This window comes from Leucobacter sp. GX0328 (assembly GCF_053567315.1).
In genome coordinates this window covers 661,249-679,959 of the sequence record NZ_JBSGPC010000001.1, presented here as the reverse complement: position 1 = coordinate 679,959, position 18,711 = coordinate 661,249, and the positions used below count along the sequence as shown (strand labels likewise).

Genomic DNA, 18,711 nt, shown 5'->3' with positions numbered 1-18,711 from the left:
CGCGCCCGGCGAGGCTGAACGCCGGCTGGGTGTCTTCTTGACGCACGCGCATCTTCGTTTTAGACTGACTAGTCAGTTCAAGAAAACGCAATCATCCGTGAGGAACCAACGTGAGCACATCGGAAATCGCACCGATCCTCGACCTGCAGGGCGCCGGCGTCAGCGCGAAGCGCGGCACCGTCTTCGGCCCGCTCTCCACGACCAGCGCGCGCCCCGTCACCGTCGTGCGCGGCACCACCGGCACCGGTCGCACCTCGCTGCTGCTCAGCATCGCCGGCCGCATGCGCCTGACCGAGGGCGCACTGAGCACCCTGGGCGAGTCCGGGCTCTCGAGCATCCGCGAGCGCGTCGGCATCGTCGGCTTCGCCGAGATCGACGCCCTCGAGCCCGCCGTCACGCTCGGCGCCACGCTGCGCGAGCGCCTGTCGTGGGCCATGCCCTGGTACCGCCGTACGCCCCGTATGACCGACGAGCTGGCGGCGGACCTGCTCGGCGGCGCCTTCGGCGAGACTCCGCTGCCCGCGCACGAAGACCTCGTACGCGAACTGAACGCGCATGAGCAGATGCTCGTGCGCATCGCCCTCGCGCTCATCGACGGCCCCGAGATGCTCGTCGTCGACGACTTCGACGCGCTGCGCGATCCCTCCGACCGCGCGCTCGTCGCCGGCCGGCTGAACGCCCTCGCCGCGAACGGCATGCCGATCGTGCTCGCGACGAGCGACCCGGGCGACGTCGGCCTCTTCGCCGAGCACGACCCGGCCGTCATCGAACTCTAGGCGACGGGCGGCCGCGGCCCGATCGCCGGCCCCGCCCCTCGCGCCACCGCACGTCACCAGCAGAAACCTGAAAGCACATGTCACTCTTCACGCGCAGCACCGAGCTCAAGCGCTTCCGCCAGGGCGTACTGCCCAAGATCGCGCTCGCAGTCCTCCTCGTCATCCCGCTCATCTACGGCGCCCTCTACCTGTGGGCGTTCTGGGCGCCGACCGAGAACATGAACCGACTGCCCGTCGCGATCGTCAACCTCGACGAGTCGGCCGAGGCGCCCGACGGTTCCGAACTCGCCGCGGGCGACGACGTCGTCACCGAGCTGCAGAAGGGCGGCGACCTCGACTGGAAGCCGCTCTCGGACGCCGACGCACAGACCGCGGTCGCCGACGGCGACGTCTACTTCGCCGTGACGATTCCCCGCGACTTCTCGCAGACCCTCGCAGGGCTCCAGGACGACCCGAAGGCCGGCCAGCTCGAGGTCGTCTACAACGACAACAACTCGTTCCTCGCGTCGACCCTCGGCAAGACGGCCATGGTGCAGTTGCGCGACGCGGTCGCCGAGACCACCACCCGCACCGCGGCCGAGCAGGTCATGGTCGGCGTCGAGAAGCTGAGCGACGGTACGCGCGACGCGGCAAGCGCCGCCGGCACCCTCGAAGACGGCACGAAGGCCGTCGCCGACGGCACCACCCAGCTCAGCGCGGGCCTCGGCGAGCTCGCCGACGGCACCGCCCAGATCGTCGCGGGGTCGCCCGAGCTCGTCGACGGCACGAACCGCCTCGCAACCGGCCTCGGCGCGGCGAGCAGCGGCAGCGCGCAGCTCGCGGCAGGCGCGGGAGAGCTCGACGCGAAGCTCGGTGAAGCGCAGGCCGGTTCGACTCAGCTCCGCGCCGGTATGGACGAGCTCGCCGCGCAGGCACCGCAGCTCTCCGGAGGAATCGATGCCGCCCTCGCCGGCAGTCAGCAGCTCCAAGCGGGCGTCGGCGCTGCACAGGCCGGCGCGCAGACGCTGTCGGGCGGCCTGGATGCGGTCGCCGCACTCGCAGCCGCCAACCCGACGATGACCCTCGCCGAGCTGGATGCGGCGCTCGCCACGCAGGGCTCCTCGATCGCGGGCCTTGCCGCCGGCGGTCAGCAGCTCAGCGGCGGCATCGATGAACTCAGCGCCGGCTCCCAGGGCCTCACCGGCGGACTCACCGAACTGAGCGGCAAGGCCTCCGTGCTTCCGGCCAAGGCGAACGAGGCGCAGGCCGGCGCGACGCAGCTCGAGCAGGGTCTCGTGGCGCTCAAGGGGGGAACTTCGACGATCGCCGGCAAATCGGGTGAACTCGCGGCAGGGATCGCGACCGCCTCCGACGGAGCGAACCAGCTCGCGGCCGGGGCGTCGCAGCTCGCCGACGGGGCGTCGCGGCTCAACGACGGTGCGCAGCAGGCCTCCGAGAAGTCGGGCGAGCTCGCCGAGGGCGCCTCGAAGGTCAGCTCGGGCTCGGCGACCTTCGCCGACAAACTCACCGAGGGCGCCGCCGAGGCGCCGGCCTTCGCGAAGGGCCAGCCCGAGAAGATCGCCGAGACCATGGCCGCTCCGATCGAGCTGACCGAGGTCACCGAGAACGAGGTGCAGGGCTTCGGCGAGGGCTTCGCCCCGTTCTTCATCGCGCTCGCATCGTTCGTCGGCGCGCTCATCACCTGGCTCATCCTGCGGCCGATGCCGCGCCGCCCCTTCGCATCGAACGTGTCGGGCCTGCGCTCGGTGCTGACCGGCTTCTGGCCGGCCGCGCTCATCGGACTCGGCCAGGTCGTCGTCATGATGCTCGTGCTCGTCTACGGCATCGGCATGCAGCCCGTGCACTGGTTCGGCATGGCCTCGTTCATGCTCCTCGTGACGCTCGCGTTCCTGGCGCTGCAGCAGATGTTCATCGCCGTGCTCGGTACCGCGACCGGACGCGTCGTGAGCCTCGTGCTGCTGATGCTCATGCTGTCGTCGTCGGGCGGCACCTACCCGGTCGAGACGACGCCCGCGTTCTTCCAGGCGCTGCACCCGTTCATGCCGGCCTCGTACGTGGTCGACGGTCTGCGCCAGCTCATCGGCGGCGGCATCGACGGTCGATTCTGGGGGTCCCTGCTCGTCATGGTCGGTGTGCTCATCGGGTCGCTCGCGATCAGCGCGATCGCCGCCCGGCGCCAGAAGGTGTGGACGATCGGTCGTCTGCATCCTGAACTGGCGATCTAAGTCGGGAGCCCCGGGCGGCGATCTCACGATCGCCGCCCGGATACGAGAGGATTGAGAGCATGGCACGCGGGAAAACGAAGCAGCTCATCGTCGATGCGGCGGTGCAGGTCGCCGCGCAGCACGGCATCAGCGGTGCATCGATGGATCTGATCGCCGAGACGGCCGGCGTCGCGAAGGGCAGTCTCTACTACAACTTCGCGTCGAAGGATGCGCTGTTCGCCGAGGTGATGCGCGACGGCTTCGAGAAGCTCGGCGCGACCATCGACGAGGCGCACGCCCGAACGGTCGAGAACGGCGACGCGACCGGTCTGCCCCGTGCGGTCGCCGCGGCGACGCTCGAAGGGCTGCGCGGCAACCTCGACCTCGCGAAGCTCATGGCCTCCGAGGTGTTCCGCACCGATCGCGCCTGGGCCGAGATCATGGAGCACGCCCGGTCGTCGGTCGTCGTGAAGTACCGCGATGCGCTGCGCGAGGCGCAGGCCGCCCGCGGCGACGACGGCGAGATCACCGAGACCGCCGGAGCCGCGTTCTTCGGCGCGATCGCGGGAGCCTGCCTCGACTGGCTGCTGTTTCGCCCCGAGCAGCCCGTCGAACAAGTGCTCGACCAAGTGCTGCGCGCGTTCTGACGGGTGTCCGCGCTCCGCTGCGCCGTGTGCTCTGCTCGGCGGAGCGCTCCGCCCTGCAGGGGAGCGGAGCATGCGCGCTATCAGCCTCGAAGCTGAGGGCGTTCACTCCGACGGCTGATGCCTCTAGAGCACCGCATCTCTAACGTGGAAGGTACCCGGTCACCGATACCGATACCGACCACGGAACCCCAGGGGGCGCGCATGATCGAACAGCTGCAGGAATTCGCGAACGGCTTTCCGGAATGGTCGCGCGGTCTCGCCGTGGCGCTCATCGCGGCGATCCCGTTCGTCGAGTCGTACTTCGGCTCGGCCATCGGCGTCGCGATCGGTCTGCACCCGGTCGCCGCGATCTCGGCCGCCGTCATCGGCAACGCCGCCTCGATGCTCGCGTTCGTGCTCGGCGCCGATGCGACGAGGCGCAAGGTGCGCGCATCGCGCGGTAGCGCCGATGAACCGCTGACGCCGCGCAAGGCGAAGGTCAAGCGCATGTTCGACCGCTTCGGCGTTCCCGGGGTCTCGCTGCTCGGCCAGACGATGCTGCCGAGCCAGATCACCTCGGCCGCGATGGTCGGGTTCGGCGCCTCGCGCAACGCCGTGATCGCGTGGCAGATCGTGTCGATCGTGCTGTGGGGCGTGCTCTTCGGGATGCTCGCGCACCTCGGCGTGGGCTTCGCGGTCGGCGCGTAGTCTGCGGGCTACTCCGCTTCCGACAGCAGCTTCTCGATGCGGCCGACACCCTCGACGATCGCCTCGTCGCCGAGCGCGTAGCTCAGGCGCAGGTAGCCGCTGCGGCCGAAGCCCTCGCCGGGCACCGTCGCGACCTCGGCCTCGGTGAGGATGAGGTCGGCGAGCTCGAGCGTGTTCGCCGGCGTGACGCCGCGGTAGGTCTTGCCGAGCGCGGCGGTCGCGTCGACGTAGGCGTAGAAGGCGCCCTCGGGCATCGGGCAGTGGAACCCGGGTACGCGGCCGAGCGCCTCGACGATCAGGCCGCGGCGGCGCTCGAAGGCGACGCGCATGTCCTCGGCCGCCTGCTGCGAGCCGTTCAGCGCCGCGATCGCCGCGCGCTGCGCGATGTTGTTCACGTTCGAGCACAGGTGCGACTGCAGGTTGGCCGATCCCTTGATGATGTCTGCCGGGCCGACCATCCAGCCGAGGCGCCAGCCCGTCATCGCGTAGGTCTTCGCGACGCCGTTCACGAGGATCGCGCGATCCTGCAGCGCGGGCACGGCCTCCACGATCGAGAGTGCGCGCCCGCCGTTGTAGACGAGGTTCTGGTAGATCTCGTCGGCGACGACCCACAGGCCGTGACTCTCGGCCCACTCGCCGATGGCCCGCGTCTCCTCGGCCGTGTACACGGCGCCGGTCGGGTTCGACGGCGACACGAACAGCAGCGCCTTCGTCCTCTCGGTGCGGGCGGCCTCGAGCTGCTCGACCGTCACCTTGTAGCCCTGGTCGGCGCCGGCGAAGACCTCGACGGGCTCGCCGTCGGCGAGACGGATCGCTTCGGGGTAGGTCACCCAGTACGGTGCGGGTACGAGCACCTCGTCGCCCGGATCGAGCAGCACCTGGAACGACTGGTAGACGGCCTGCTTGCCGCCGTTGGTGACGACGACCTGCGACGGCTCGATGTCCCAGCCCGAATCGCGCGCGGTTTTCGCGGCGATCGCCTCGCGCAGCTCGGGCAGGCCCGTCGCCGCGGTGTAGCGGAAGTTCTTCGGGTCGTCGAGGGCGGTGCGCGCGGCGTCGATGATGTGGGCCGGCGTCGCGAAATCGGGCTCGCCGGCGGCGAAACTGATCACATCGCGGCCCTCGGCCTGCAGCGCCTTGGCCTTCGCATCGACCTTGAGGGTGGCGGACTCGGCGATCGCGCCGATCTTCTTCGACAAACGGGAGATGTTGCTCACGTCTGCAAGCCTACGGCACCTGCCCCCGGCGCGTGCGAGTGGAGCACGGGTGAAGTTCTCGCCGAATGCGTTCACGGGGCCGTTACGCGGCGGCAGAGCTCCCGTCACCTTGTATTGACAACTTTGATGCGGGGCGAAATCGCCTCTATCGAGCATCACGGAATCGAGCATCGGAGCAGTACATGGGGAAGCGTTGGATCGCGACGGTCGTGTTGGGGGCGTCGGCACTGATCGTCGCGCAGGGAGCCGGGCCGGGTGTGCCGTCAGCCGCGGTCGTCGCGGCGAGCGGGGGCGCCGCGCCCTCGGCGAGCATCGAGAGCGGCCGCTACGTGGGCGCCCAGGTCGTCGAGCTCGCGGCCGATGCGGGGGCCGAGATCCGCTACACGCTCGACGGCACGCTCCCGACGCGCGCGAGCGCGTTGTACGAGGCACCCGTCACGGTCTCGGAGTCGGCGAATCTCACCGCCGTCGCCTTCACCGACCGCGGCGAGAGCCGGCCGGTGATCCGGGGCATCCTGATCAAGACCGAGGAGGCTCCGCTCGCGCAGTTCGCGGTGATGAGCGACATCCACCTCTCCTCGGACAGCGAGGACCAGGTGGTGAAGTGGCAGAGCTACTTCGACACGCTGCAGCGCGTTGCACCGGTCCTCGACGCGATCGTGTCGAACGGCGACCAGATCAACGACAACGATTTCGACAGCGCGAGCGACCACCGCTACCCCCGCGCGATGCTCGAGCAGAATCTCGAGCGCACCGGCATGGTCGGCACCGACGTGCTCATGACCTTCGGCAATCACGACGACCTCGTGACCCGCATGGCCGAACAGTACCCCGACGAGTGGTTTCCGGGCGATACCGGCTACTACGAGGCCGAGATCGGCGGGTTCCCCGCGTTCGTCGTGAATACCGAGGCCTGGAACGCGCAGCAGGCGGGCTGGCTCTACGCGAGGCTCACCGAGCTCTCGAACGACCCCGCGACCGCGGGCGCTCCGGTCTTCGTATTCGGTCACCGGCCGCTGCCCGACACGGTGTGGGATGGCGCCCAGGCGTCGAACGCGGGGCTCAGGAGCAACCTCGCCGACTTCCCGCAGGTGGTCTACTTCTCGGGGCATTCGCACCTGAACATCAGCGATGAGCGCTCGATCCACCAGGAGTCGTTCACCTCGATCAACGAGGGCTCGATGTCGTACGAGGAGATCGACAGCATGTACCAGGCGTTCGGCGCCGGGCTCGCGAGGGAGCACACGGTGCCGACCGCGCAATCGGTCGTGGTGGAGGTGTACGGAGACCGCGTCGAGGTCGATCGCATCAACTACGCGGCCGACGCCGGCCGCACCTACGACGACACCGGGGCCTGGAGCTTCCAGAAGCAGCCGCCGTTCGCTTCGACCGGCACGCTCGCCGGGCCGAGCTGGGTGATCGGCAGGGGCGAGGATCCGCAGGCCGTGCAGGCCGGGTTCACGTACACCGCCGCGAACCGCAACGCCGTCGCTCCCGACTGGGGCGATGCGGCGCCGACCGTGAGGCAGACGGTGGCCGGGCCGGTGCTGCGGCTGCCGCAGGCCCGGGACGACCAGTTCGTCAACGACTACACGGTCGAGCTGCGGGATCTGGAGACCGGTGCGGTCGTCGAGCTGATCCCTGCCGGGCAGCGCCTCTATGCGGAGTACGTCGTGGCGCCCCGCCCGTCGGTGCTCGACGTGCCGCTCGCGGTGCGCGAGGGCGGCAGAGTCGGCGGGACCGTGCAGCAGGCGCTCGTCGACGGCCGCGCGTACGAGGCGACGCTCATCGCCCGCGACTCGTACGGCAACGAGAGCGCCGCGCGGGCCATCGAGTTCGTGGCAGGGGCGCTGGATCGCACCGCACTCGACGCCGTCGCCGCGCGCGTCGAGGAGCTCGCGGCGACGATCGAGCGGGTGCTCGGCGCGACGACGCCCGCCGAGGAGGGCGACTACGGCTACGCGATCGCCGATGCCGCAGCGGCCGAGCAGCTCGTCGCGGATGCGCGAGGGATAGTGGGGGCGGAACCCGCGACCCAGGACGCGGTCGATGCGGCGGCGCTCGATGCCGAGGCCGCGGCGGTCGCGCTCGAGCGGGCGCTCGTCGCGGTAGACCGCGCCGGTCTGGTCGATGCCATCGCGCGCGCCGAAGCCGTGCTCGAGGGGGCAGAGGGCGCAGGCGGCGGTGCCGCTGACGACGGTGCGGCTGACGACGCCCTGCGCGACGCGATCGCCGAGGCGTCCGGGGTCGTCGAGGCGCTGAATCGGTCGCAGGCGCAGCTCGATGAGGCCACGGCCGTGCTCGAGACCGCGCTCGAGGCGTACCTCGAGGGCGGCTCCGGTGCCGACGGTGTCGACGGTGTCGACGGTGCGCACGGTGCCGACGGTGCCGACGGTGCGGACGGTGCGGACGGTGCGGCGGGCGCCGCAGGCGGCTCGGCACCCCTCGCCGCCACGGGCGGCTCGGCCGAGGCGGTCGCCGGGTACGCCGGTGCCGCGGGGCTGCTGCTCGCGGCGGGTGCCGGCGCCGTCGCGCTCGGTCGCTGTCTCCGTTCGAGCGGGGAGTGACCCGCGGGGCGGCCCGATGCATCGATCGGGCCGCCCCGGGGCACCGCGCCCGGGCGTACGCGCGCGGTTCGACATCCCGGGCTGGATCGCGTAGAGTGTTCTCAGGTGATTGACTTTCACCAGAATTTTCTGTGCCCGAAGTAGTTTTTCAGCTGCGATGGTGTGAGATGGTTCTGGAGGAGTTCGTTCTCCATAGGGTGGTGGCGCAATTGGTAGCGCAACGGTCTCCAAAACCGTAGGTTGCAGGTTCGAGTCCTGTCCGCCCTGCCACGTTGCCGTTCGATACCCAGTGGTATCGGCGGCGTGATGAAAGGACGTGCATGAGCAGCGGAGAAGTCGAGGAAAGCGGCGGCGGTCTCGTCGAGCGTGCCAAGGCCGATCGCGCAGCCAAGCGCGGTCTCTTCGGCCGCATTATCCTGTTCATCCAGCAGGTGATCGCGGAGCTCAAGAAGGTCGTCACGCCGACGCGCAAGGAGCTGATCAACTACACCATCGTCGTGCTCGCGTTCGTCGTGATCATGATGCTGCTCGTGTGGCTGCTCGACCAGGCGTTCCTCTGGTTCACCCTCTTCGCATTCGGCACTCCGGTCGGCTGATTCGCCGCCGAGCGCGAGCGACAGACCCCCGAATCCTCAAGCAAAGTAAGGCATGGAAATGACGAGCGAGAACACCAACAACCCCGAGGCCGACCTCAACGCGGTACTCGACGCGATGGTGCTGTCGGAAGATCCCGTCGCCGATGCCGCAGTGACCGACGCCCTCGAGATCGACGATGCCGCAGAGGCCGCTGCCGCCGCCTCCGCGATCGTCGACGAGGAGTCTGAGGAAGAGGCTGTCGACGGCGAAGCCGCCGCGGCCGAAGACCCCTACAAGGCGTTCAAGAAGGATCTGCGCCGCCGCCCGGGCAAGTGGTTCGTGATCCACACCTATGCCGGCTACGAGCGCAAGGTGAAGTCGAACCTCTGGAACCGCCGAGAGGTCATGGGCGCTGTCGACGACATCCACGAGATCCAGGTCCCCATGGAAGAGGTCATGGAGGTCAAGAACGGCCAGCGCAAGATGGTCACCCGCGTGCGCATCCCGGGCTACGTGCTCGTGCGCATGAACCTCAACGAGATGACCTGGGGCGTCGTGCGCCACACGCCCGGCGTGACCGGCTTCGTCGGCAATGCGAACAACCCCGTGCCGCTGCGCCTGAACGAGGCCTTCGAGATGCTCAAGAGCACCGTCGAGCTCGAGCCCGCCGCAACGGCGAAGGGCAAGGCCGCCGCGACCGCAGTCGCCCAGGGCAATGTCGAGATCGACTTCGAGATCGGTGAGACCATCACGATCAAGTCGGGCTCGTTCGAGGGCCTCCCGGGCACCATCAGCGAGATCAATCCCGCGTCGGGCAAGCTCACGGTGCTCGTCTCGCTCTTCGAGCGCGAGACCCCGGTCGAGCTCAGCTTCGATCAGGTCACCAAGGTCGTCTGACTCGTAGACCCTGCGGTCCACTGCGTGCGAGAACGTCCGCGCCCTCTTCGGAAGGCGCGGGCGTTCTGCGTTTCCGGGGCGCGCCCCGCGGGATCGCCTCGGGGAGCGTGCTGGGCGAGCGCGGCGCTGGGAGCAGCGCCGCTCGCTACTCGCCGGCCGGCGGGGTCGCGAGCGGGTGGCGCACCATCTGCGGAGCGTCATCGAGGTACTCGTCCTCCTCGACCCGTTCGCGCACGTCGGCGTAGGCGATGCCGATCGCGAAGATCACGAGCACGAAGGCGATGATGCCGAGCGGGTTGCAGAGCGCGATCGACATCTCCGACGAGAACGCCGACCCGCTCCAGTGCCCGAGCAGCGACACGAGCCCGTCGGGGGTGCTCTCGGGCGCCGTGAAGCCGAATCCGATGGCGCACGCCCATGACAGGATGAGCGTGACGGTCACCGAGCGGCGGTTCCGCTTGCCGAGGCGCTTCGTCACGACGAGGCGGTGCGCGAGCCAGATCTGCAGCGCCGCGTACGCGAAGCCGATGGTCGCGACGAACCAGAGCGAGAGGGGCCCCATGATGCCGAACGGCCAGCGGCCGATCGACATCCACAGTGCGAGCAGCACTCCGACGACGCCTACGATGCGGCTGTTCACGCGACCTTCTCCTTCTCGGCCGGCACTCTGCGGGGTGAGCGCTCGGCGGGTTCGGGGAGAGCGGCGGGCGGGTGCCCTGCGATGCTCGATCCCTCCCCTCGAGTCTAGTTCGCGGCGGCATCTACGGGCTCCGATTCGCCAGGGATCGTCGCGCCCACGCATGCGACACGCACGGGCGACGCAGCATGCCCGCCCGATTTCGCATCGCGCCGGGAATGGTGTTATTCTTTAACGGTTGTCGCCGAACGGGTCTGCCCGAGATGGCGACTTCGCCCTGATAGCTCAGTGGTAGAGCACTTCCATGGTAAGGAAGGGGTCGCCAGTTCAATCCTGGCTCGGGGCTCTGACTCTCTGGCCCGCCTCGTGCGGGCCAGTTTGGCTGAGTAGCTCAGCTGGTTAGAGCGCACGACTCATAATCGTGAGGTCGCGGGATCGAGCCCCGCCTCAGCTACAGAGAGTCACGAGTGAAACCCCCGGTCTTCCGGGGGTTTCGTCGTTCTCGGGGGAGCCCCCGCGCTGTTCACCTCGCCGCTACCCGGGCGACGTTCTCCGGCTACGCGGCTCTGGTGTGATCGAAGCGATTCTGCTTCGAGAACGAAAGGCCCGTGGTGCCTCGACCTGCTCTGCTCACGATGATCGCCGCCGCCCTCGGCGTCGCCTCGCTCACGCTCACCGGCGCGACCGCCGCGCTGGCGGCTCCCGACGCCGCCCCGGCGGCCCCGAACCTCAAGATCAATGAGATCGAGACCGATGGGGGGCCCGACTGGGTCGAGCTCATCAATCTCGATGCGGTGCCGGTCGATGCCTCGGGCGTCACGGTGACCGACCGTGAGAACGCCGCGACGAAGGCGATCCCGGCGGGCACGGTGATCCCTGCGGGCGGCGTCACCCTGCTCGAGGGCGACGACGTCTTCAAGTTCAAGAAGAACGATCGCCTCGAGCTCTTCGCCGCGGACGGCACGACGCTGCTCGACTCGTTCGAGTGGGGCGACCACCACCTGAGTACCTGGGGCCGCGTGCCGAACGGCACCGGCGACTTCGCGGCGCAGGCGACGAAGACTCCCGGCGCGCTGAACCCCGAGGGCGGCACCGGGGAAGAGGGTCCGGGCGACGCCGCCGCGATCACGATCAACGAGGTGACCTCCGAGAACGTCGCCCCGTACCGAGACGCCTTCGAGCTGTTCAACAGCGGTGACACCGACATCGACGTCGCCGACTGGCTCCAGGCCGACAGCGGCAGCGCACCCGCCGCGATCATTCCGCAAGCCGGCAGCACCGTGGTGCCCGCGGGCGGCTTCCAGATGTTCCTGTCGAATCAGGGCCTGAGCTCCGACGGAGACTCGGTGCGCCTCTTCCTGCCCGACGCGGTCACGCTCGTCGACCAGGCGACCTGGGGCATGAACGACGCGCAGCCCGGCTCGTTCAGCCGCTGCGGCGACGGATCGGCCACCTGGCTGCACACCGAGAGCAACAGCTGGGGCGAGTCGAACGCCGAGGCCTGCAGCGGCCGCATCATCGACCTGAGCGGCGACAGCGACGTGCCCTGCCAGACCGAGCCCGCCTCCGACCTCGCCGCCGAGATGCCCGGAGGCATCGCCTGGCCCGGCAGCCGGGATTGGCGCACCGCCGACAACCAGTGCCAGTTCGACTCGGCTGTCTCGGGGCAGGACGTCTCGGGCCTCGACATCGACCCGAACGAGCCGGGCGTCATGTGGGCCGTGAAGAACAAGAACCATCTGTACCGCCTCGTGCAGCAGGGCGACCTCTGGGTGAAGGATCGCGCGAACGGCTGGGCCGAGGGCAAGGCGCTCGTCTTCCCGGGACAGACCGACCCGCTCACGAGCCAGCCCGACACCGAGGGCATCACGGTCGGCCCCGACGGGCTGCTCTACATCACCACCGAGCGCGACAACGTCGACAAGAACGTCGCCCTCGACAGCGTGCTGCGCTTCGACCCGAACGAGGCGGGCTCGGTGCTGCACCCGACCGCGCAGTGGGATGTGACGGCCGACTTCGCGGGCGTCATCGACCCCGGAGTGAAGGCCGACGCGAACCTCGGCTTCGAGGGCATCACGTGGGTGCCCGACGCATTCCTCACCGCGCAGGGCTACATCGACGAGAGCACGGGCGCGGGCTACGACCCCGCCGACTACCCGCACCACGGCGACGGCCTCTTCTTCCTCGCGCTCGAGAAGAACGGCAATCTCTACGCCTACGCCCTGGGCGAGGACGGTGCGACCGCCGACCGCGTCGGCGTCGTCGAGTCGGGCATGCCGCGCATCGCCGAGGTGCAGTGGGACGGCGACAACGGCCGTCTCTGGGCCGTCGCCGACGACAGCGTCGGCGGTTCGGTCACGCTCATGAAGCCTTCGGGCGGCGACTTCGTGGTCGACCGGGTCTTCAATCGCCCGACCGGGCTCGAGAACCTCAACCTCGAGGGCTTCGCGCTCGCCCCCGACTCGAGCTGCGTCGAGGGGCAGAAGCAGGTCGTGCGCTCGGACGACGGCAACAACGGCGGGCACTCGCTGTGGGCGGGCACGGTCGACTGCGACCTGGCGCTGGGCGACGGCACCGACGGCGGTGCCGGTGGTGCCGCTGATGGCGGTGCCGGTGGTGCTGCCGATGGCGGTGCGGCTGGCGCCGGCACTGCCGGTGCCGGCGAAGGATCGGCCGCCGTCAGCACGACCGCGAGCCCGCAGACGCTCGCGTCGACCGGCGGCGGCCTCGGCGGGCTGACCGCCCTCGCAGCCGGCGCGCTGGTACTGCTGCTCGCGGGCGCCGCGCTGCTCGATGCCCGTCGCCGCACCGGGGCCCGCCGTACCCGCTGACCCGTCGGGGCCAGCGCAGGCCTTGAGCAAGGAACTCGGCGCTCGGGGCGGGAGCCGCCTCGCGTCCGGCGGCTCCCAGGAACTTCCCGGCGTTTCCGAAGCCGGCCGCGGAGCGCGCGGGCCCATCGGGTGCGAGACTCGACGCATGCGCGAAGTCCGCGCCCGTCGAGAGGAGCCCGACAGTGAACGGCACGCATATCGGAGTGGTCTGGAACCCTACCAAGGTCGAGCGCGCCGAACTCGACGCGGCCTTCGATGCGGCGCGCGGCGGCGCGAACGGTGCGCGCATCGGCCGGGTCGACTGGTTCGAGACGCAGGAGGACGACCCGGGGAGCGCTGCGGCGCAGCGGGCGCTCGACGCCGGCGCCGAACTCGTGCTCGCAGCCGGCGGCGATGGCACGGTGCGCGCGGTCGCCGAACGGCTCGCCGAGCGCGCGGGCTCGGGAAACGGAGCCGAGATGGGCATCATCCCGCTCGGCACCGGCAACCTGCTCGCGCGCAACCTCGACATCCCGCTGAACGACATCGCGGCGGCCCTCGACCGCGCGCTCACCGCCACCGCGCAGCCGCTCGATGTCGGGTGGGTCGAGATCACGGGCCCGGAGACCGTCGAGAGCTCAGCAGCCCCCGATCGGCACGCATTCGTGGTGATGGCCGGCTTCGGCATCGATGCGCACATGATCGTCGAGACCGACGACGGCCTCAAGAGCAAGGCGGGCTGGCTCGCCTACGTCGAGTCGATCGGCCGGGCGGTCTCGGCGAGCGAGGTCATCGGCCTGGGCATCGCCCGCGACGGCGGCGAGGCGGCCCGCGACGAAGCGCACACGCTCATCGTGGGCAACTGCGGTACGCTCCAGGCCGGCATCACCCTGCTCCCGGACGCCGACCCGCGCGACGGCAGCCTCGACCTGCTGCTGCTCCGTTCCGACGGCGTCGCGGGGTGGCTCGATACGCTCCGCAACCTCACCTGGGACAACGGACTGAAGCGTCTGCTGCCCGGCGCCGGCGATCCCGAGGACGACGCCGAGAGCACCGACTCGACGGCCCACGGCAGGGCGCGGTCGCTCGTCGTCGAGCTCGACGAGCCGCGCGTGTTCGAAGTCGACGGCGACGACCTCGGCGAGACCGTCCGCATCGCGATCGAGGTGCAGCCGGCCGCGATCCAGGTGCGCTGAGTCGCCCGGGTCACACCCCGAAGCACCGGCTTCGCATCGAAATGCCGAGGTCGTACGTCATTCGTGTGAATAACGTACGACCTCGGCAGCAGTGCGCGAACTCGGCGCGGGGGGCGAGCCCCGACGGCCCCCGGCCTGCTACTTCAGCTGCTTCGCCGCCTGCGCGGACGCGCGCTGCGAGAAGTAGACCGGAATGAGCGACATCAGGATGATGACGGTGGCGACCACGTTCACCTGGTTCGCCTCGTTGGGGCGGCCCATCTGGTTCATGAACCACAGCGGCAGGGTGTCGACGCCCGGGGGAGCGGTGAAGATGGTCACGTAGACCTCGTCGAACGACAGGGCGAAGGCGAGCAGGCCGCCGGCGATGAACGCGCTGCGGAACTGCGGGAAGGTGACCTGGCGGAAGGTCTGCATGATGCCCGCGCCGAGATCCATCGACGCCTCTTCGAGGTTGGGGTTCATGCGGCGCAGGCGCGCGATGACGTTGTTGAACACCATGACCACGCAGAAGGTGGCATGGGCGATGATCATGCCCATGTAGCCGACCTTGATGCCGATCGGGTCGAGCACCTGGTAGAAGGTGTTCGACAGGGCGACACCGGTGACGACGCCCGGCAGGGTGATCGGCAGGATGATGATGAGGTTCACGGTCTCGCGGCCGTAGAACTTGAAGCGCTGCAGCGCGAACGCCGAAAGCGTGCCGAGCAGCAGTGCGATGGCGGTGGCCGCCGAAGCGACGATGACCGAGTTCAGCACGGCGGCGTGCATCGCCGGGTTCGTGAGCGCCTTCTCCCACCAGACCAACGAGAAGTCGACGACGGGCCAGCCGGCGACGCGGTTCGCGTTGAACGAGTTGATGACGATCACGAACAGCGGGATGTACGTGCAGATGATGATGAGGGCGGTGATCACCGAGAGCGTGATCTTGGTGCCTCGACCGAGACGCAGCATGGCGGCCTCCTAGATGTTCTCGATGGCGCCGCTCTTGCGAACGACGAGCAGGTAGACCACCACGATGACGATGGGCACGACCGAGAAGGCGGCGGCGACGGGTGGGTTGAGGTTGATGTTCGATGCGATGATCGTGCCGATCATCTGCGTCGAGCCGCCGACGAACTTCGCGGCGAGGTAGTCGCCGAGGCTCAGCGAGAAGGTGAAGATCGACCCGGCGATGAGGGCGGGCTTCAAGAGCGGCAGCACGACGGTGAAGATGGTGCGCACGCCCTGGGCGCCGAGGTCGGCGGAGGCGTCGAAGAGGTTGTTCGAGACCTGGCTGACGGCGGTGTATACCGGGATAGCCATGTACGGGAACCAGAGGTAGACGAGGGCGACGATGGTGACGAAGACGCCGTAGCCGGGGCTCGTGATGCCGAGAGGGCCGAAGACCGAGTTGATGAAGCCGCCGTCCGAGAAGACGATGCGCACGGAGAGGATCTTGACGAGGTAGCCGGCCCAGAGCGGCAGGGTGACCATGACGGCGAGGGTGGCGCGCTGCCAGGGGCGTGCGATCTTCGCCATGTAGATGGCGAGCGGCACGGCGAGGGTCGCGCAGATCGCGGTGACCGCGAGGGCGATACCGAGGGTGCGCAGCGCGGCCGAGAGGTAGGCGGGCACCGTGACGATGCTGGTGAAGTGCTCGAGCGTGAAGCCGGGCTTCACCTTCGACGTGAAGGGGTCGGTCTCCCAGAACGCCGTGATGAGCATCAGGATGATGGCGAGGATGTAGACGCCGACGAGCCAGACCATCGGCAGCGTCAGGAGCGCGGCGAGGCGTCCTTTCGGATGCCGGTGCAGGGCCGAGGAGACCGGCTTGGGGCGGGTCTCGAAGATTTTGGGAGTCGACACGACGAGTCCTTACGTGAGCGTGCTGTCGATGGAAAAGGAGAGGGAAGCGGGGAGGGTGGGGCCGGTGGCGGGCATGCGCCCGCCACCGGGGTGCTGCGGATGCCGGGGATCAGCCCTTGACGGTCATCCAGGCGTCGGTCCACTGCTGGAAGTTGGTGCAGGTGACGTCGGTGCGGCCGTCGATGCACTGCTCGATCGGGGTGGTCCAGAACCATACCTTCGAGAAGTACTCTTCATCGGTCGCGTTGAAGGTGTCGCAGTGCTCGCGGGCCTCGTCGCTGGTCTCGCAGAATGCCGCGTTCGCGGGGGCCATGCCGAAGTTCATGGCGATCGCACCGTTCACCTCGGGCGACGAGGTGTAGTCCATCCACAGGTAGCCGCAGTTGGGGTTGTCGGATTCGGCTGCCAGCATCCAGGCATCCGACCAGCCGGTCGAGCCTTCTTCGGGCAGCGTGCCCTCGAGCGACGGGTTCTCCGACAGCTTCTTCAGCACCTCCCACGAGGTGCCGGCGACGACGTCGCCGCCGTTGAACGCGGTGATCTGCGCGGTCGGGTCCGACCAGTAGTCGCCGATGATCTCGTTCTGCTGCTTCAGCAGCTCGACTGCGGCATCGAGCTGATCCTGATCGAGCGCGTAGGGGTTGGTGATGCCGAGGTCGGGCTCGTGCTCCATGAGGTAGACGGCCGCGTCGGCGATGTAGATCGGCGCATCGTAGCCGATGATCTTGCCGGCGTAGGGGCTGTCCTTCTCCCAGGTGATGTCCCAGCTGGTGGGTGCTTCCTTCACGACATCGGTGTTGTACTGCAGGATGTTCGCCCCGCGGCCGATGGGCACGCCGTACGACTGGCCGTTGAGCGTGTCGTAGAGCTGGCCCTTCATGCCCTCCACGATGTCGTCGCCGAAGTTCGGGATGAGGTCGAGGTTGAGGGGCTGCACGTCGCCGCCGACGATGAGGCGCAGGCTCGCGTCGCCCGAAGCCGAGACGAGGTCGTAGTTGCCGGTGCGCATGAGCTGCACCATCTCGTCCGAGGTGCCGGCGATCTTGCGGTTGACCTTGCAGCCGGTCTCTTCTTCGAACTGCTGGGTCCATTCGGGCTCCACGAAGCCCGACCAGGCGACGATGTTGACTTCCTTCTCGGCATCGCCGAGCGACTCCATCATCGGGATATCGGGCACGTCGATCTTGAGTTCGCCCGAGCCGCCTGCGGTGTCGCCGCCGCCGGCGCAGCCGACGAGGGCGAGCCCGATCGCAGCGGTCATGGCGAGCGGTGCTGCCAGTTTCTTGAGTTTCATCATTACTCCTTCGTGTGATGTCCCGCTGTGCGAGAGAGTGCGGGCCGGGCCCGCGGTGGTGATGCTTCCGGGTAGTGGTGGGTGTACGGGGTCTGGGGGGGGGGGGGGGTCAGGCGGCGGTCTGCTCGGCGCCCGTGCCATCGGCGCNTCCCCTTTTTCTCTCCGTCTCGCCTTCTCATCCTCCGGTCTGCTCGGCGCCCGTGCCATCGGCGCCGGGGATCGGCGTGGCGTGATCCCTGTGGAAGCGCACCGCGACCCGGTCGCCCCGCTGCGCCGAAGCGACAGTGGAGGGGGTCTGCGAGTTGTGCTTCTCGGCGATGATGCGCTCGCCGCCGTCGGTATCGATGAGGTAGCGGGTGTTGGGGCCGGCGTACACGGCCTCGGCGATGGTGCCGCCGAGGGTGACGGTGCCGAGCTCTTCGGGCGCCGTCGGGTCGACGAGGTGCACGCGCTCCGGGCGCAGGCTGTGGGTCTGCGCCGAGCCGAGCAGCTCGTGCGAGAGCTCGGCGGGGAGCAGGTTCGTGACGCCGAGGAACTTCGCGACGAACTCGGTCTGCGGGAATTCGTAGACCTCGCGGGGGCTGCCGACCTGCTCGATCTTGCCGTTGTTGAAGACGGCGACGCGGTCGGAGAGCGTGAGCGCCTCCTCCTGGTCGTGCGTGACGAAGATGAAGGTGATGCCGACTTCGCGCTGGATCTGCTTGAGCTCGACCTGCATCTGCTCGCGCAGCTGCTTGTCGAGGGCGCCGAGGGGCTCGTCGAGCAGCAGCACGCGGGGGCGCAGAATGAGGGCTCGGGCGAGGGCGATGCGCTGGCGCTGGCCGCCCGAGAGCTGCGAGGGGCGGCGGTCGGCCACGTGGGCGAGCTGCACCTGCTCGAGCGCTTCGGCGACGAGGCGGTCGCGCTCCGCCTTGGCGACCTTGCGCACCTTCAGGCCGTAGGCGACGTTCTCGGCGATGGTGAGGTGCGGGAAGAGCGCGTAGTCCTGGAAGACCGTGTTGACCTCGCGGTCGAAAGGGGCGTCGTTCGTGACGTCGTTGCCGTGCAGCTCGATCTTGCCCGCGGTGACGTTCTCGAAGCCGGCGATCATGCGCAGGACCGTGGTCTTGCCCGAGCCCGAGGGGCCGAGCATGGAGAAGAACTCGCCGTCGCGGATCTCGATGTCGAGATCCTTCACCGCCGTGAACGAGCCGAACTGCTTCGTGACACCTTGCACCGATACCGCGGTGGAGGCGGTGGGGAGCAGGTGGGTGTGCTCCTCGTGCTTGCGAGGCCGGGCGATGCCGTGGCCGAAATCCGCGCCGGTGTCGGCGGGTGAAGTGTGAGACATGTCTCGCTCCTCAACGTCGTTGTCG

The 18,711-nt window shown here is 69.0% G+C and carries 15 protein-coding genes and 3 tRNA genes; 12 read left to right on the top strand and 6 right to left on the bottom strand.

Annotated features, from left to right (window positions below; genetic code table 11):
• Positions 1–110 precede the first annotated feature (110 nt).
• The 4 genes from ACUYTF_RS03020 (at position 111) to ACUYTF_RS03005 (ending at position 4,314) form a co-directional block, all read left to right on the top strand.
• The gene (locus ACUYTF_RS03020) at positions 111–776 is read left to right on the top strand and encodes an ATP-binding cassette domain-containing protein (protein WP_449279319.1); all 666 of its coding nucleotides are present in this window, start codon (positions 111–113) and stop codon (positions 774–776) included.
• 77 nt (positions 777–853) lie between these two features.
• Positions 854–3,001 (top strand): YhgE/Pip family protein, encoded by a 2,148-nt coding sequence (locus ACUYTF_RS03015; protein ID WP_449279318.1) that lies wholly within the window; start codon positions 854–856, stop codon positions 2,999–3,001.
• 59 nt (positions 3,002–3,060) lie between these two features.
• Complete coding sequence (locus ACUYTF_RS03010) at positions 3,061–3,627, top strand: TetR family transcriptional regulator (protein WP_434143187.1); 567 nt, start codon at positions 3,061–3,063, stop codon at positions 3,625–3,627.
• A 201-nt stretch (positions 3,628–3,828) separates the two neighbouring features.
• Positions 3,829–4,314, top strand: coding sequence for a hypothetical protein (locus ACUYTF_RS03005; RefSeq protein WP_434143188.1), 486 nt, complete (start codon positions 3,829–3,831; stop codon positions 4,312–4,314).
• 8 nt (positions 4,315–4,322) lie between these two features.
• On the opposite strand, the gene ACUYTF_RS03000 is transcribed toward ACUYTF_RS03005, so the two are convergent.
• Positions 4,323–5,531, bottom strand: a complete 1,209-nt coding sequence (locus tag ACUYTF_RS03000; protein WP_449279317.1) for a pyridoxal phosphate-dependent aminotransferase — start codon at positions 5,529–5,531, stop codon at positions 4,323–4,325.
• Between the two features lie 182 nt (positions 5,532–5,713).
• Here ACUYTF_RS03000 and ACUYTF_RS02995 point away from each other — a divergent pair, with 182 nt between their 5' ends.
• From ACUYTF_RS02995 to nusG, 4 genes are all read left to right on the top strand, one after another.
• Positions 5,714–8,098 (top strand): chitobiase/beta-hexosaminidase C-terminal domain-containing protein, encoded by a 2,385-nt coding sequence (locus tag ACUYTF_RS02995; RefSeq protein ID WP_434143190.1) that lies wholly within the window; start codon positions 5,714–5,716, stop codon positions 8,096–8,098.
• Between the two features lie 194 nt (positions 8,099–8,292).
• Positions 8,293–8,368, top strand: a tRNA-Trp gene (locus tag ACUYTF_RS02990).
• A gap of 50 nt (positions 8,369–8,418) precedes the next feature.
• Entirely contained in the window at positions 8,419–8,694 is a 276-nt protein-coding gene (gene secE, locus ACUYTF_RS02985; RefSeq protein WP_434143191.1) for a preprotein translocase subunit SecE, read from the top strand.
• Between the two features lie 58 nt (positions 8,695–8,752).
• Complete coding sequence (gene nusG, locus ACUYTF_RS02980) at positions 8,753–9,571, top strand: transcription termination/antitermination protein NusG (protein WP_434143192.1); 819 nt, start codon at positions 8,753–8,755, stop codon at positions 9,569–9,571.
• A 145-nt stretch (positions 9,572–9,716) separates the two neighbouring features.
• Here nusG and ACUYTF_RS02975 read toward each other — a convergent pair whose 3' ends face one another.
• On the bottom strand, positions 9,717–10,211 hold the full coding sequence (locus ACUYTF_RS02975; protein WP_434143193.1) for a hypothetical protein: 495 nt from the start codon (positions 10,209–10,211) through the stop codon (positions 9,717–9,719).
• A 271-nt stretch (positions 10,212–10,482) separates the two neighbouring features.
• Between ACUYTF_RS02975 and ACUYTF_RS02970 the strand changes: the two genes are divergently transcribed.
• The 4 genes from ACUYTF_RS02970 to ACUYTF_RS02955 all read left to right on the top strand — a co-directional run bounded on the left by ACUYTF_RS02970 (position 10,483) and on the right by ACUYTF_RS02955 (position 14,214).
• Positions 10,483–10,554, top strand: a tRNA-Thr gene (locus ACUYTF_RS02970).
• Between the two features lie 34 nt (positions 10,555–10,588).
• Positions 10,589–10,662 (top strand) — tRNA-Met (locus ACUYTF_RS02965).
• A gap of 154 nt (positions 10,663–10,816) precedes the next feature.
• Positions 10,817–13,039: an esterase-like activity of phytase family protein gene (locus ACUYTF_RS02960; protein WP_434143194.1), complete on the top strand. Its 2,223-nt coding sequence runs from the start codon at positions 10,817–10,819 to the stop codon at positions 13,037–13,039.
• A gap of 182 nt (positions 13,040–13,221) precedes the next feature.
• On the top strand, positions 13,222–14,214 hold the full coding sequence (locus ACUYTF_RS02955; RefSeq protein ID WP_434143195.1) for a diacylglycerol kinase family protein: 993 nt from the start codon (positions 13,222–13,224) through the stop codon (positions 14,212–14,214).
• A gap of 138 nt (positions 14,215–14,352) precedes the next feature.
• On the opposite strand, the gene ACUYTF_RS02950 is transcribed toward ACUYTF_RS02955, so the two are convergent.
• The 4 genes from ACUYTF_RS02950 to ACUYTF_RS02935 all read right to left on the bottom strand — a co-directional run bounded on the left by ACUYTF_RS02950 (position 14,353) and on the right by ACUYTF_RS02935 (position 18,686).
• Positions 14,353–15,168 (bottom strand): ABC transporter permease subunit, encoded by an 816-nt coding sequence (locus ACUYTF_RS02950; RefSeq protein WP_434143196.1) that lies wholly within the window; start codon positions 15,166–15,168, stop codon positions 14,353–14,355.
• A 9-nt stretch (positions 15,169–15,177) separates the two neighbouring features.
• A complete protein-coding gene (locus ACUYTF_RS02945; RefSeq protein ID WP_434143197.1) occupies positions 15,178–16,062 on the bottom strand; it encodes an ABC transporter permease subunit in 885 nt (294 codons plus the stop codon).
• 109 nt (positions 16,063–16,171) lie between these two features.
• Positions 16,172–17,359, bottom strand: a complete 1,188-nt coding sequence (locus ACUYTF_RS02940; protein ID WP_449279316.1) for an extracellular solute-binding protein — start codon at positions 17,357–17,359, stop codon at positions 16,172–16,174.
• A gap of 172 nt (positions 17,360–17,531) precedes the next feature.
• Entirely contained in the window at positions 17,532–18,686 is a 1,155-nt protein-coding gene (locus tag ACUYTF_RS02935) for an ABC transporter ATP-binding protein (RefSeq protein WP_449279315.1), read from the bottom strand.
• Positions 18,687–18,711: the final 25 nt, after the last annotated feature.

Excerpts from the sequence above, each read along its gene's own strand:
- ACUYTF_RS03010 (WP_434143187.1), top strand. The coding sequence starts at position 3,061 with ATGGCACGCGGGAAAACGAAGCAGCTCATCGTCGATGCGGCGGTGCAG.
- ACUYTF_RS02935 (WP_449279315.1), bottom strand. The coding sequence starts at position 18,686 with ATGTCTCACACTTCACCCGCCGACACCGGCGCGGATTTCGGCCACGGC.
- ACUYTF_RS03015 (WP_449279318.1), top strand. The coding sequence starts at position 854 with ATGTCACTCTTCACGCGCAGCACCGAGCTCAAGCGCTTCCGCCAGGGC.
- nusG (WP_434143192.1), top strand. The coding sequence starts at position 8,753 with ATGACGAGCGAGAACACCAACAACCCCGAGGCCGACCTCAACGCGGTA.
- ACUYTF_RS02950 (WP_434143196.1), bottom strand. The coding sequence starts at position 15,168 with ATGCTGCGTCTCGGTCGAGGCACCAAGATCACGCTCTCGGTGATCACC.
- ACUYTF_RS02940 (WP_449279316.1), bottom strand. The coding sequence starts at position 17,359 with ATGATGAAACTCAAGAAACTGGCAGCACCGCTCGCCATGACCGCTGCG.
- ACUYTF_RS02995 (WP_434143190.1), top strand. The coding sequence starts at position 5,714 with ATGGGGAAGCGTTGGATCGCGACGGTCGTGTTGGGGGCGTCGGCACTG.
- ACUYTF_RS03005 (WP_434143188.1), top strand. The coding sequence starts at position 3,829 with ATGATCGAACAGCTGCAGGAATTCGCGAACGGCTTTCCGGAATGGTCG.
- secE (WP_434143191.1), top strand. The coding sequence starts at position 8,419 with ATGAGCAGCGGAGAAGTCGAGGAAAGCGGCGGCGGTCTCGTCGAGCGT.